This window comes from Pantoea sp. V106_11 (genome assembly GCF_029967885.1).
Lineage (GTDB): Bacteria > Pseudomonadota > Gammaproteobacteria > Enterobacterales > Enterobacteriaceae > Pantoea > Pantoea ananatis.
Genome location: NZ_JASCAK010000020.1, coordinates 445,248 through 459,662, shown reverse-complemented (window position 1 = coordinate 459,662; position 14,415 = coordinate 445,248). Strand labels below are relative to the sequence as shown.

The 14,415-nt window shown below is 52.3% G+C and carries 12 protein-coding genes; 3 read left to right on the top strand and 9 right to left on the bottom strand.

Going from position 1 to position 14,415, the window contains the following annotated elements; genetic code table 11:
• Positions 1-15 precede the first annotated feature (15 nt).
• The 9 genes from QLG08_RS03500 to otsB all read right to left on the bottom strand — a co-directional run bounded on the left by QLG08_RS03500 (position 16) and on the right by otsB (position 10,805).
• Positions 16-1,578, bottom strand: coding sequence for a methyl-accepting chemotaxis protein (locus tag QLG08_RS03500; RefSeq protein ID WP_019105767.1), 1,563 nt, complete (start codon positions 1,576-1,578; stop codon positions 16-18).
• Positions 1,579-1,846: 268 nt separating this feature from the next.
• Entirely contained in the window at positions 1,847-2,344 is a 498-nt protein-coding gene (gene cheW / locus QLG08_RS03495) for a chemotaxis protein CheW (protein ID WP_013026106.1), read from the bottom strand.
• A 23-nt stretch (positions 2,345-2,367) separates the two neighbouring features.
• Positions 2,368-4,362, bottom strand: a complete 1,995-nt coding sequence (gene cheA, locus QLG08_RS03490) for a chemotaxis protein CheA (RefSeq protein WP_181134963.1) — start codon at positions 4,360-4,362, stop codon at positions 2,368-2,370.
• A gap of 11 nt (positions 4,363-4,373) precedes the next feature.
• Positions 4,374-5,648 (bottom strand): flagellar motor protein MotB, encoded by a 1,275-nt coding sequence (motB, locus tag QLG08_RS03485; protein WP_019105769.1) that lies wholly within the window; start codon positions 5,646-5,648, stop codon positions 4,374-4,376.
• Positions 5,645-6,532, bottom strand: a complete 888-nt coding sequence (motA, locus tag QLG08_RS03480; protein ID WP_006120238.1) for a flagellar motor stator protein MotA — start codon at positions 6,530-6,532, stop codon at positions 5,645-5,647. The genes motB and motA overlap by 4 nt, the downstream gene beginning before the upstream one ends.
• A 130-nt stretch (positions 6,533-6,662) precedes the next feature.
• Positions 6,663-7,241, bottom strand: coding sequence for a flagellar transcriptional regulator FlhC (flhC, locus tag QLG08_RS03475; RefSeq protein WP_013026109.1), 579 nt, complete (start codon positions 7,239-7,241; stop codon positions 6,663-6,665).
• Positions 7,241-7,591, bottom strand: coding sequence for a flagellar transcriptional regulator FlhD (gene flhD, locus QLG08_RS03470; protein WP_006120236.1), 351 nt, complete (start codon positions 7,589-7,591; stop codon positions 7,241-7,243). The genes flhC and flhD overlap by 1 nt, the downstream gene beginning before the upstream one ends.
• A 992-nt stretch (positions 7,592-8,583) precedes the next feature.
• A complete protein-coding gene (gene otsA, locus QLG08_RS03465) occupies positions 8,584-10,020 on the bottom strand; it encodes an alpha,alpha-trehalose-phosphate synthase (protein WP_013026111.1) in 1,437 nt (478 codons plus the stop codon).
• Positions 10,017-10,805, bottom strand: a complete 789-nt coding sequence (gene otsB / locus QLG08_RS03460) for a trehalose-phosphatase (protein WP_024472095.1) — start codon at positions 10,803-10,805, stop codon at positions 10,017-10,019. Before otsB ends, otsA begins: the two co-directional genes overlap by 4 nt.
• A gap of 885 nt (positions 10,806-11,690) precedes the next feature.
• Here otsB and pmrA point away from each other — a divergent pair.
• The 3 genes from pmrA to msrA all read left to right on the top strand — a co-directional run bounded on the left by pmrA (position 11,691) and on the right by msrA (position 14,343).
• On the top strand, positions 11,691-12,377 hold the full coding sequence (pmrA, locus tag QLG08_RS03455) for a two-component system response regulator PmrA (protein WP_014593911.1): 687 nt from the start codon (positions 11,691-11,693) through the stop codon (positions 12,375-12,377).
• On the top strand, positions 12,374-13,441 hold the full coding sequence (pmrB, locus tag QLG08_RS03450; protein ID WP_013026114.1) for a two-component system sensor histidine kinase PmrB: 1,068 nt from the start codon (positions 12,374-12,376) through the stop codon (positions 13,439-13,441). Before pmrA ends, pmrB begins: the two co-directional genes overlap by 4 nt.
• 362 nt (positions 13,442-13,803) lie before the next feature.
• Positions 13,804-14,343, top strand: a complete 540-nt coding sequence (gene msrA / locus QLG08_RS03445) for a peptide-methionine (S)-S-oxide reductase MsrA (RefSeq protein WP_024472094.1) — start codon at positions 13,804-13,806, stop codon at positions 14,341-14,343.
• Positions 14,344-14,415: the final 72 nt, after the last annotated feature.

Here is a 14,415-nt window from a genome sequence, read left to right as displayed (position 1 = left end):
AGAGGTTGGGAAAACTTAAACGCGCGAGATTTTAAAGACGGATACGGCCTGGGACAGGGCGCTGGCCTGTTGCTCCAGCGCGGCGGCCGCGGCGGCTGACTCTTCGACCAGCGAGGCGTTCTGCTGTGTCACACGATCCATTTCTGTTACGGCCTGGCCCACCTGATCGATGCCGCGACTTTGCTCGTCAGATGCAGAAGCGATTTCGCCCATGATATCGGTCACGCGTGTTACCGCGCCCACGATGTTATTCATAGTGCTGCCCGCGCTTTCAACCTGAAGCGAGCCGCTGTTAACGCGCGCCACTGAATCTTCGATTAACCCTTTGATCTCTTTTGCTGCCTGAGCACTGCGCTGTGCCAGACTGCGGACTTCACCCGCCACCACGGCAAAGCCACGGCCCTGCTCACCAGCACGCGCCGCTTCTACGGCAGCGTTAAGCGCCAGAATATTGGTCTGGAAAGCAATGCCGTCGATAACGCTGATAATGTCTGCTATTTTCTTCGAACTGCCGGCAATTTCCTGCATGGTGGTCACCACGCCATCCACCACTTTACCGCCCTGCAGCGCGGTTTCGGATGCGGTTTGTGCCAGTTGAGAAGCCTGACGTGCGTTATCTGCGTTCTGTTTTACCGTCGCCGTTAACTGCTCCATGCTGGCTGCCGTTTGTTCAAGCGAAGCTGCCTGCTCTTCCGTACGCGCAGACAGATCGTTATTCCCGGCCGCGATTTCACTGGCGCCGGTAAAAATGGCATCACACCCGCTGCGAACCTCACCCACGGTCGATACCAACGAATGCTGCATCTCGTGGATACCGGCGGCCAGTTGGCTCATCTCATTGCGGCCTTCCACCAGAATGGGTTGCGTCAGGTCACCAGAAGCAATGGTGCGAATATCCACCAGCAGGCGTTGAAGCGGTTGAATCAAGAGCTGACGCAGTCCAAACCAGCAGCCCAGAATAACCACAATCACCAGCACGCCCACCATGCCGAGCATCCACATCATCTGCGTGAAGGCCTGTTGATTCTGCTCTGCGCCGTGTGCGGACAGTTCGCTTTGCTTCAGGCGCCATGCGGAATAGGTGGCCTGCATCGCCTGCTGCTTCTGTTCAATATTTTGTTTAAACATGCCTTCCAGATCTTTCGCTTTCAGGCTGGCGATCATGCCGCGCAGACCGGTCAGATAGGCCTTAAAATCGTTTTGCAGTCGATCGCGCATTTCCGTATCTGCGCCCGGCGTTTCCGGAATCGCGTTAAATTCTGCCAGGTACTGCTCACCTTTATTCGCCTCGTTAACGGCTTTCTCTGTCAGGCTGTCCAGCTGGCCGCCGTTCATTTGAGACGCCAGGCTGGTTTGCAGGCGCAACATTGCGCGGTTGAGGGTGGTACGAGACTGGTTCAGCGCCATATAGGCATCGGTCATCGCCGCAACGTTCCGGGTGGAAATTTGTGACAGCGCAAAGGCCTCTTTATCATTATTCAGCGCTGACCAGAACAGGCTGCCTGACAGCAGCTGCATGGCACCGAAAAGCATCAGTACCGCGATAATACTGGTCACGACTTTTATTCGTTTTAACATCTTTTTCCCCGAGCATAAAAAGTAAAGTGCAGGGGCTGTATCGGCGGGAAAGAGAGAGGGTTTAGTCAGCTTCAGTAAAAAAGCGGCAATTAGGGCTTTTGTAATTATTGATATCAGCTGAGGGTGTTTTTTAGTGGTTCAGGTCACAGACAACAGGGGCAAAATGAGAGATGGAAGCGATGCGTGGCGTAAGCGGATCACACTGATTCAGGCTGTACACAAGACACAGAACCTCACGGGCCAGCCTGGGCTGACCCGTGAAGAAGGATTATGCCGTACGCAGGTTGTCGACCAGCGCCATCTCTTCGCTGCTCAGCAGCTTCTCGATGTCAACCAGAATCAACATGCGGTCGCCGAGTGCACCCAGACCGGTGAGGTACTCGGTGGACATTGTCACGGCAAACTCAGGTGAAGGACGGATCTGTTCCTGCGTCAACGACAGCACGTCGGACACGCCATCAACCACGATACCGACGACGCGGTTTTCCAGATTAAGAACGATTACGACCGTATTCTCATTGTACTCAACGTCTGCCTGTGCAAATTTCACACGCAGATCGATGATAGGCACAATCACGCCACGCAGGTTCGTTACGCCGCGAATAAAATCCGGCGTGTTGGCAATGCGGGTTACCTGATCGTAACCACGAATTTCCTGAACCTTAAGAATATCGATGCCGTACTCTTCATCACCCAGCGTGAACACCAGGAACTCCTGGCCCACGGTTTCGCCAGCAATTTTTGTCACGGTTGCCATTCCACTCATGTTATTTACCCTTTCGTTATCAATCAGGCGGCAGCGCCGGCCACACGTTTTTCACGGTTAAGTGACTGCAACGCCGAAACGTCAACAATCAGCGCCACGCTGCCATCGCCGAGGATGGTGGCGGCTGAAATCCCTGGTACTTTGCGATAGTTGCTTTCCAGGTTTTTAACAACAACCTGATGCTGACCAATTAACTGGTCTACCAACAGGGCGTAGCGTTTGCCCGCGCTTTGCAAAATGACCACGATGCCCTGTGTCGCTTCTGTTTTGGCATCTTTCACATCAAAGACGTTCCACAGTTCAACCAGCGGCAGATATTCGCCACGGACTTCCAGAACACATTCGCCACCCGCCAGCGGTTTCAACTCTTCTGCGCGAGGCTGCAATGATTCCATCACCGCATTCAGCGGCAGAATAAAGACTTCATCCGCGACGCGTACAGACATGCCATCAAGGATGGCCAGCGTCAGCGGCAGCAGGATACGGATTGTGGTGCCTTTGCCCTGTTTAGAGGCAATTTCGACATGACCACCCATTTCCTGGATATTCCGTTTCACAACGTCCATGCCCACGCCGCGGCCGGACACATCCGTGACCTGTTCTGCGGTGGAGAAGCCTGGCGCGAAAATCAACATGCCGACTTCTTCGTCGCTCATGTTTTCATGAACCGGTAGACCGGATGACAGTGCTTTAGCAAGAATACGCTCACGGTTGAGGCCCGCACCGTCATCGGAGACTTCGATACAGATGTTGCCGCCCTGATGTTCTGCGGACAGCGTCAGGTTGCCCGTCGCGACTTTTCCTGCGGCAATACGCTTATCAGGCGATTCAATGCCGTGGTCCAGGCTGTTACGCACCAGGTGCGTTAACGGATCGATAATGCGTTCAATCAGGCTCTTATCCAGTTCGGTCGAGCTGCCGAGTAAGGTCAGTTCAACTTCTTTGCCCAGTTTACTGGCCAGATCGCGAACCAGACGCGGGAAGCGGCTGAATACGTATTCCATCGGCATCATACGAATCGACATCACCGACTCTTGCAGGTCACGCGCATTACGCTCCAGCTGGCCCATGCTGTTCAGCAGCTCGCCGTGCGCCACCGGATCCAGTTCGCCAGAGCGCTGTGCCAGCATTGACTGCGTGATCACCAGCTCACCCACCAGGTTAATCAGCTGATCGACCTTCTCAACGGCAACACGGATGCTGCTGGATTCGCTGGTCTTCGCCGGTGCGGCAACGCGCTTGCTTTCGCGTTTGGCTGCGGCAACGGGCAATTCGGTAACGGTCGCGGTCTGTACTTCGGCCACCTCAGGCTCAGCGGCGCGCGCTGTCTCGGCTGGGGCTGCGTCGCCCGCCTCCGGGAAGCGAATCTGGGATTCATCAATCACAAAACAGAGCACGGCGACGATATCGTCTTTGCCAACGCCCGTAATGTGGCACTCAAGCGAGTTGCTGCCTTTCTTGACATCGCTGATTGTGCCGAGGTTACCCAGCTCTTCCAGCATCAAATCAATGTCTTTTTCTTTCAGATCGACCAGTTGCAGATGAACGCCGTCGGCGCCTGCTTGCGCGGACTCTGCCTGACTGACCGGTGCATCAAGGGCAACCACCACCGGCGCTTCAACCGGCAGACCTTTAGCCTCTAACGCCAGCTGGCGTAATGCTTCACAGATATACTTGAAGCTTTCCGCGTTAGGCTCTTGCGCGGTTTTATAAGCATCGAGCTGTTCCTGCATAATATCTTTAGTTTCCAAAAACAGATTGATGATGTCGGTGCTGAGCTGCATTTCGCCGCGACGAGCACCATCCAGAATGTTTTCCAGGATATGGGTTGTTTCCTGTAAAACCGTAAAACCAAAGGTTCCTGCCCCGCCTTTAATGGAGTGGGCGGCGCGGAAGATGGCGTTAAGCTGTTCAGAGTCAGGTTCCTGGGGATCGAGTCCCAACAGGTGTTGCTCCATATCCGCTAACAGCTCATCGGCTTCATCAAAAAACGTCTGGTAAAAATCGCTGATGTCCATGCTCACGGGAATCACCTCTGCTGTGAGGGGGCTGCTGTAGTGACCGCACCAGCCGACGAAGCTGACGGCGCGGAGGTTGTTTTAACCGCACCAGCCGATGACGCTGGCGGTGCAGAGGTTACTGTTATCACCGTACCCGTCGATAAGGCTGACGGCGCGGGAGATACGGTTGTTACCGCACCAGTCGAAGACGCTGGTTGTGCGGACGTTGCTGTTTTCACCGCACCCGCTGAAGACGCGGGCTGCGTGGAAGTGCCTGTTTTCACTGTGCCGTTCGCCGGGGCGGACGGCGAAGACGCTGTCGTTTTCATCGCACCGCCTGCCGAGGCGGACCGTGCTGAGGTTGCGGTTTTCACTGCACCCGCTTTATCTGCTGCTGTACCGATGGAGGCTGAAGGTTCGGTAATTTTCTCAAACGCAGCCGGATCGCTAACCTGCACGGCATCACTTTCAGCATTCTCTTTTTCAATGGCGGCTTCGGTATCGTGGTTCAACACCAGCAAACTAATACGGCGGTTCACGGCATCATCCCCCCCGCGGTTTTTCAGTTTCATCGTGTCAGCCATGCCGACAATACGAAGAATCTTTCCACCATCCAGCCCGCCAATCACCAGTTCCCGACGTGACGCATTGGCGCGGTCAGCAGAGAGCTCCCAGTTGCTGTAGCCTTTATCACCACCGGCGTACTGAATATCATCCGTATGCCCCGCGATACTGATTCGGTTTGGGATGTCGTTCAGAACCGGGGCAATCGCGCGCAAAATGTCGCGCATATAAGGTTCAACTTCTGCGCTGCCGGTTTTAAACATTGGGCGATTCTGACTGTCGATAATCTGAATACGCAGCCCCTCTTCCACCATGTTGATGATCAAATGCGGACGCAGTGCTTTCAGGCGCGGGTCGGCTTCAATCAGCTGGTCGAGCTTTTCACGTAACCGGTTGAGGCGAATCTCATCCAGCTTGCGTTTCTGCGCATCCATATCCACAACCTTCTTAACTTCACCCTCTTTCTTCGTTGGGTCGTCACCGCCACCCGGGATAGGGCTGCTGCTGTCGCTGCTGCGTTGTCCACCCGTCAGCGCCACTTTTAAGGGCGTCTGAAAATATTCCGCTATCTGAATCAACTGCTGTGGGCTGGCGATCGACAGCAGCCACATCACCATAAAAAATGCCATCATCGCCGTCATGAAGTCGGCATAAGCGATTTTCCATGAACCATGCCCTCCTTCATGTTTCTTATGTTTGCGCTTTCTAATCAGCACAATTGGGCGATTGCCATGTTTCATGAGGTCTGATCCGAAGTCTGTTTAGCCGGGTTCTTCGCGTTGCGTACGTGCTCTTCCAGTTCACTGAACGAAGGACGCTCGGCGGAGTAAAGCGTTTTACGGCCAAACTCGACGGCGATTTGTGGCGCATAGCCGTTCAGGCTTGAAAGCAGCGTCACTTTTACGCACTGCATCATCTTGGTTGTTTCTGCACATTTCTGACGTAACACTGACGCCAGCGGCGAAATAAAACCGTATGCCAGTAAAATCCCGAGGAAGGTTCCCACCATTGCATGGGCAACCAGCGCACCTAACTCTGCGGCTGGGCGGTCGGCTGACGCCAGGGCATGCACTACGCCCATCACCGCGGCGACGATACCGAAAGCCGGCAGGCCATCGCCCACTGCTGCGATACTTTGCGCAGGAACTTCACACTCGTGTTCGTAGGTTTCAATCTCTTCATCCATCAATGCTTCGATTTCGAAGGCATTCATGTTGCCACTGACCATAAGGCGTAAATAGTCAGTGATGAAATCTACTAACTGTTTATCGGCTAAGATGCGGGGATAATTAGCAAAAATTTCGCTCTGAGCGGGATCTTCAATATCGCGCTCCAGTGACAACATGCCTTGCTGGCGTGATTTCGCCATCAGGCGATACAGCAGCGCCATCAAATCCATATAGACCGCTTTGTTGTATTTCGAGCCACGAAACAGGAGCGGCAGGGCCTTCAGGGTCTTCTTGATCGATTTACCGTTGTTGCCCACCAGAAACGCACCGACGCCCGCCCCGGCGATCATCAGCAGTTCTGCAGGCTGGTAAAGCGCGCCAAGATGGCCGCCCACTAAAGCGTATCCGCCCAACACGGAACCTAATACAACGATGTAACCTAAAATTATCAGCACAAAAAATCCTTACGTCCGTAACGTGTTGGTCGACGTTAAGCCAGAAACCCAGGTGATGTTCACCACGTGGAGGCAAAAAAAAAGCAGCGGGATTAACCGCTGCTGGATGACTTCCACATTGCGAACAAATTTAAACGGCGTGTTTAACCTGTTCATCCAGCAGTTGTGGAAAGATATCGGCAGTATCTGCAGAAAGTTTACGTCTTTTTACGGCACGTGATGGTGGCTGGCACAGGCTGCAGACAAAGCTGCCAACAGGCTGATGTGCATGATTAATAAAGCTGCCGTTGCAGCTTTTACAATCCGATAATTCCAGCATACCGCTTTCGACGAATCGCACCAGGGTCCAGGCGCGTGTCAGCGCCAACAGCGGGCCCTCGTCCGATTGCGGGCACTGCTCAAGATAGAGGCGGTAGGCTTTGATTACCGCATCAATACCTTTGCTCAAACCGGTTTTCAGTAAGAAAGTCCAGGCGTTACAGAACATGGAAGCATGAATATTTTGTTCCCACGTCATGAACCAGTCAGTAGAGAAAGGCAACATGCCTTTAGGTGGTGGACTACCACGCAACTCTTTATACAGTTTAATCAGGCGACCGCGGCTCAGCTGCGTTTCGCTTTCCAGCATTTGTAACCGCGCACCCAGGGTAATCAGCTCCATGGCGAGCTGAATATCGCGCGCTTCCTGAACAATACTTTTTTCACCCATTATACCGCCCTCTTTTTAGTAGGCGCGGCGTCTTTAGACGCGCTGCGTAATAAACGGCTGGATAACAAAATCCCGGTGTGGATCTGTTGCAAATCATCCACGCGAGATTCCTGCGTCAGGCGATTAATAACGGTGCTATCGGTAAAACGAAACTGACACACAAGTTGATTGGTCTCAGCTAATTTTACCATTTCAGGTAAGGTTAATTCTGACAACGCATCTGCCATCTTTTCATCAATCCCGAGGCGAAACATTGCCGAAGCTTTTTCCTGGTTAATTAATCGCTGCGCGAGCAGTAAATATGACAAGTTGATATCGTAAATATGTTTTAGTAATTCAGATGTACCCATTTTTCCATCCTGAGAGACGCGACGTAACTTACCGCAGATAACATCTCTGCGTATCGAGCTGCTGGTTGGTAAATCTAAAGATGGCAAAAATAATTAAACATAAAAGGCAAATGGTTCTGAGTGCTGCTTCTTTTTACGACCCTGTGTTTTGGGTCAGAAGTCAATTTTTTCAGTCCACCTTATTCTTAAGTCTTCAACCTTCTTCCGTGAGGCCTTCATACATTTTTTAAGACTAATCCGAAAACAAGGCAAATCTATATCGTCTGATCCTCACATACAACGACAGTTCAGTGAAATTTTGGATAAAGTGTGACACAGGTCACACTTTTGAGCCTTTTTTCTTCAGAAATACTTTATGATCACATTTTGACTGTGTGTTTTTTGAGCGAAATTACGTTTTTTTTGTAGGGATTTGTCCTAACCAGGACTTAATTAGCAACAAAACGGCCGCAAAAGCCAAATCAGACCGTTGAGGTCAGGTTTATGTTCACGAATGCAATTTGTACCCTATTTAGAACCATTCAAAACCATAAAAGCAGTGGAATGTGCTGCCAGCAGAAACAATTATTTGTTTTTAAATTAGTCAGTTAGCGTTTTACTGCAGAGTAAGGGGCAACAGCCATGTCCGGCAGGCGATGGGGATTAGGCGCGTTCTGGCAATCCGTTGTAAAGGGTGACAGCAAGGTGTTTAGAGGGTGATCGTCGATGTAACAAGGAGTTACATTAATAACGTGAATGAATTGCAGGCAAGATAGTTTTGTGCACTAAGAGTATCGGCCCGGATCGCCAAAACTTTAGCTTAACCAGGTAAAAATAGTGTTTTGACATTTTAATGGGTCATTTTGACTGCAAAAGTGCCGGAATAGTGTCCTGCAGCGGTACAGGACCGCCTTTGAGTTAAGGGTAACTGATCAAAACATAAGGAGAGTTTGCAGACGGCAAGCGAGGGTCAAATACGACAAACAGCAAGCCATCCCTGGCTTGCTGCGGCATCAGGCGAGTTTTGGAAATGTGGCCACTTTATTCGCCATTCCATGATCGGCGCTACGTGGCGCAATCTTTTCGAGATCGCGTAGGAAGCTTTCGCGCCATGCGGTGATGTCGTTCTTACGCAGAACGGCCATCATATCGTTATAGCGAGAAATTCTTTCCGTGCGCGGCATAGTAATGGCCTTGTCCAGCGCAGCGGCCACCTCATCCCGGTCATAGGGATTCACGATCAATGCCGAGGTCAGCTCATTCGCCGCACCGGCAAAGCGGGACAGTACCAGTACGCCCGGATCATCCGGGTCCTGTGCCGCAACATACTCTTTCGCAACCAGGTTCATCCCATCACGTAACGGCGTCACCAGCCCCACGTCGGTCAGACGGAAGATTTTCATCAACAGACGACGGTCAAAGTGCTGGTTAAGGTAGTACAGCGGCGTCCAGCCCAGTGTCCCGTATTTACCGTTAATGCGCCCTGCTTCCGTTTCAAGCTGATGACGAATATCCTGGTAAGCCTGCACATCACCGCGTGACGTGGGCGCAATCTGGGAATAGCGAATTTTGCCGTGATGCTGAGGGAAGTTTTCCAGCAGCGCCTCATAAGCCAGGAAACGTTCTGGTAACCCCTTGGAGTAGTCCAGACGCTCACAGGCGATGATGTTGCGGGCATCGCCCAGCTCTTTTTTCATCGCGGCCATCTTCGGTGGCAACGGCCCTTCAGCCATCTCTTTAATGCTGTCGGGTTCAATCCCTATCGGGTAGACCTCGGTCATAAAGGTATTGCCATAGGCGCGGTGTTTCTTGTCACCCTTATTCTGCAACTGGGTCAACTGGCTGACACTATCGAGGAAAGCCACACGATCTGATTCTGTCTGGAAGCCTAGCAGATCGTATTCGCACAGCATCTCCAGCAGTTCCTTATGAGGAGGCAGCGCGTTGAAAATTTCCGGCGTAGGGAAAGGAATATGCAGGAAGAAGCCGATACGGTTGTTAATGCCAGCCCGACGCAATGCAGCGGCGAAAGGTAAAAAGTGGTAATCGTGGATCCACAGAATGTCATCCGGCTTAATCAGCGGCTTTAATCGCTGCGCGACCGCATCATTGACCTCACAGTAGCCTTCCCAGGCTTCGCGCTGGAACTGAACTAAGTCTAACCGGTAGTGAAAGGCGGGCCAGATAACGGTGTTTGAAAACTGGCAGTAGTAAAGATCGTATTCGTTCTGGCTCAGAGGGAAAGAGGCATATTCAATACCGTCATGTTCCATTACCGATACCGGATTTTCTTCTTCACCTGAAAACTCACTGATCTCACCGTTCCAGCCAAACCAGAGTCCGCCCGTGCTCTTCAGCGCGTCCAGAATGCCGACGGCCAGGCCGCCAGCACCGGTTTTGTTCCCATTTGGCATGGCGATACGGTTAGATACAACCACTAAACGACTCATAACCTACACTCCTTACCAATGTTGTCTTGCTCTAATTGTAATCGTGTTGTTTCAAGCCAGGCATAGACATCCGTAACGTCATGTAAACGATAATGCGCCTGACTGGGGCCTTCCCCCACTTTTATAGAGATTCCCTGCAGGGCATTCACCGCAGCGAATCCTTTCTCATCGGTCAGGTCATCCCCGATAAACACCGGGATACGGCCTGAGAATGGGGCTTCCTGCATAAATTTATGGACGGCTGCGCCTTTATCAATCCCGGTGGGTTTGATTTCTACAACGCATTTGCCGGGTTGCAGCGCAAGACCGTTAAAACGCGCCACCGCAGCCTGAGCCAGTTGCATAACATCCTGTTCGTGCTGCGGCGCGCGACGGTAATGAAGCGCGAAAGCCATGCCTTTAGCTTCCAACTGCGTACCCGGCCACTGCTCCATCGCCTCCTCAAGCAGGCGTTTGAGCGGACGTTCAACATCATCTGGCAAAGTCACCCGATGCAGTTCGCCTGTCGCATCGCGCCGTTCAGCACCATGCACGCCTGCTGCCGGTGCCCGCAGAGGCGCCGCCAGCGCATCCAGTTGTTCGACAGGTCGGCCAGAAACCAGCGCCAGTGCGCCATGGCATAACGATGAGAGCCGTTGCAGTTCTGCGACGACATTTTCTGGAATGAATACAGCATCGGGCTGGGACTGAATCGCTGCCAGCGTGCCATCGACATCAAAAAAGAAGGCATACAGACCGCCGCTCAATGACGGAAATGAGGCATCACTATCTGCCATCTGGGTCACGTGTCTTCTCCTGTAAATAGGTTCATCATCAGGACATCACAGCAGAGGACGTTTCAGCAAGAGGTTGGCTCAAGGCCATGTGAAGTAAGGAGACTGCGTGGTAAAACCCTGCAATTCAACAACCCTTTTTCAAAAAACAAATGTGTTTTGATGCTGATAAATCCGCTGGCTGCTATTGTCGCCCCATAAAGTGTAGTCGCTAAATTTCGTTCTGCCAGGAATATGCATTTCCTGTGCCAGCCGTCTCGCTTTCCAATGCCCTGGACTGGCCCGGACCGATCCCTGAGCGCATACCGTCTTTTTATCAAGCGCTCAACAGTGAAATAAAAGTGTAATAAATGGCCCTGTTTAAGGTTTTCTTAATCTTTAATCAGCAGACTGTTTAAAATTATTGTCAACTCATTCGCGCGTACACGGATGGGCGGTATTTTGTTGGTTTCATGAACGCTTTTTAATCGGCGATAATAGTAATTAATGACTTTTCATCCGTCCCGGATTAATAATTCCTTTCCGTATGAAATCATTTTTTGGGCGTCGCTTTCTCCTATTACTGATTACGTCCTTTTGGCAATGCGGCATTTTATGTTTTGCTATATCGCGACAGCTTTATTGCCCTGGCAAGGTTTTCGTCATACGGCGTTGCCATTCGTCTGAATGTGGCATTGCGTCAGGCAGTCTCTCAGCGTTATCGCGGCATTCGGTAAAGGTTACGCGTCGTTTGCCATCGATTAACAGGGTGAGATTCCCTGACGCAATAGGCGTTTACGTTGCTTTCGGTCACAATAGCCGGGGCGCTTGTCCTGTTCACCCCCGCGATGGGGACTCAAACACGCTTTATCTGCCTTTCTCACTGCCAGCGCCGATTCGTAAAGGGTTTCAGAACTTATGAAAATATTGATTGTTGAAGACGATGCCCTCCTACTTCAGGGGCTGGTACTGGCGCTGGAAGGTGCAGGCTACGTGTGCGATGGTGTTTCAACGGTCCGTTCTGCCGAAGCCCATCTTGCCAGCGGACTTTACAGCCTGGTGCTGCTGGATATCGGCCTGCCGGACGAAGACGGCCTGCATTTACTGCAACGCCTGCGTCGTCAAAAGCAGATGCAGCCCGTTTTAATCCTGACCGCACGCGATACCATTGAAGAGCGCATAGCCGGACTCGATGCCGGCGCTGATGACTATTTGATTAAGCCTTTTGCGCTGGATGAGTTGCTGGCACGGATTCGCGCGCTGATCAGGCGTCACGTCAACCAGGGCGATTCCCGCCTCGAAGTGGGTAATCTGTCACTGGATATGACCCACCGCCAGATTCATCTGGATGACGTGCTGCTCGACCTGACGCCCAAAGAGTTTTCCATTCTGTCCCGGTTGATGTTGAAAGCAGGCCATCCGGTTCACCGTGAGTTGCTGTATCAGGACATCTACAACTTTGATAATGAGCCCTCCACCAATACGCTGGAAGTCCATATTCATAACCTGCGCGACAAGGTGGGCAAAGCCACGATCCGAACGGTTCGCGGTTTTGGCTATGCCTTATCTCAGCCGCGCGCAGAAAACGAGTCATCACCCGAATGAATCCCTACCGTTCTGGCAATACCATGCGTTTCCGGCTGATGCTCACGATTGGCATGATCATGCTGTTTTTTCAGTTGATCAGCGTGGCCTGGCTCTGGCATGAGAGTAAAGAGCAGGTGCAGTTTTTGGTGGAAGCCAACCTGCTTAACCGCAACATGGATAAGCACGTGGATAAAGAGGTCCGTGAAGCCATCCTGAGCCTGGCGCTGCCCAGCCTGGTCATGATTAGCCTGACGCTACTGCTGTGCTATCAGGCGGTAAGATGGATCACTCGCCCGCTTTATCAACTGCAGCATGAGCTGGAAAGCCGGAGTGAGGTGAACCTCGAGCCGATTATCTTTGAAGGCTCCGTTCAGGAGATTGATGCCGTCACGCAGTCCATTAACCGACTTGTTGCGCGGTTGACCGCCAGTCTTGAACGCGAACGCCTCTTTACTGCCGATGTTGCTCATGAACTGCGTACGCCGCTCGCTGGGCTGCGTTTACATCTTGAACTGTTACAGCGCAACCAGGCCGTCGATACACAACCGTTATTACAGCGGCTTGATCAGATGTCTGGCAATGTCTCTCAACTGTTGCAACTCACGCGTGCAGGTCAGCAGTTCACCTCTGGCAGTTATCAGAATGTTGAGATAGTAGAGGAAGTCATCCTGCCGATGGAGGCTGAGTTGAGTGCAATGCTGGAGACGCGCGAGCAGACTCTGACCCTGGAGGTCGAGGACATGTTCCGGGTGAAGGGCGATGCCATCTTGCTGAGAATGCTACTGCGTAACCTGGTAGAGAATGCTCATCGCTACAGTCCATCGGGCGGAAACATTACGGTGCGCATTGAGGCAACAGCCGGGCTGTCGCTCATCATTGAGGATGAAGGGAACGGCATTGATGAAAGTATGCGCGGTGAACTCAGTAAAGCCTTTGTACGCATGGATACCGGCTACGGCGGCATTGGCCTGGGGTTGAGCATTGTCAGCCGGATTGTCCAGCTCCATGGCGGACAATTCCTGCTGGAAAATCGCCCAGATCGTTCAGGCTGCCGCGCCAGGGTAAACTTTGCTACTGCGTGATTTAGCCGTTGAACCAGCAGACCAGAAACGCAATCACTGTGCCGACGGCAATAAGCACGGCAAGATATTCGCTGAGGCTGCGAGACGGAACAGAACTGACGGATACGGTGGGGGTTTTCATCGATCTCTCCAGTGATGTTTTATGCAGTATCGCTTCCTTATATTAAGGAAACATTAACCTGCCGCGCCTTCAGGCTGCCCGCCAGGCGCGGGCGATCGATCCCTGCTACGCTAAATCATTCGTCTCACACCATGCCATCACCCCGCTAAAACCTGGCAACGGCCTGAAATGCCTTGTGTGACGTTGAAAACGATCGATCTCATCCCCACCTCTTTCCTTCAGACCAGACAGGAGTAATTTTATGGCTATCCAATATGCAGTGATCGCAGGCGGCTGTTTCTGGTGTACAGAAGCGGTCTTTAAAGATGTGATCGGCGTTGAGTCAGTGGAAAGTGGTTATACCGGCGGTGCGCGCCCTAATCCCACCTACGAGCAGGTGTGCAGCGGCGCAACCGGTCATGCCGAAGCCATTCGTATTGGTTTTGATGCTGAAAAGATCAGCTATGGCGATTTGCTGGACATCAGCTTTGCGACCCACGATCCGACCCAGCTCAATCGTCAGGGCAATGACATCGGTACACAGTATCGTTCCGCGATTTTTGTTGAGACGCCGGAGCAGGAAGCCGAAGCCAAAGCGGCCATCGCGCGTGCCCAACAGGATCATGCTGAGCCTGTTGTGACCACCATTGAACCGTTAAAAGCCTGGTATCCCGCTGAAGGTTATCATCAGGATTACTGGGAAGGCGCCGGTCAGCGCAACGGTTACTGCATGGCGGTGATTCCCCCCAAACTGCAAAAGCTGCGCAAGAGTTTTGCCAACCGCGTAAAAAGCGCGCCGTAAGCTCAGGCAACCCAGCGAATCTCCCCCTTCTGTTACGCTGTGCAATATCGCGTTTTTGGCGCCAAAAAACCG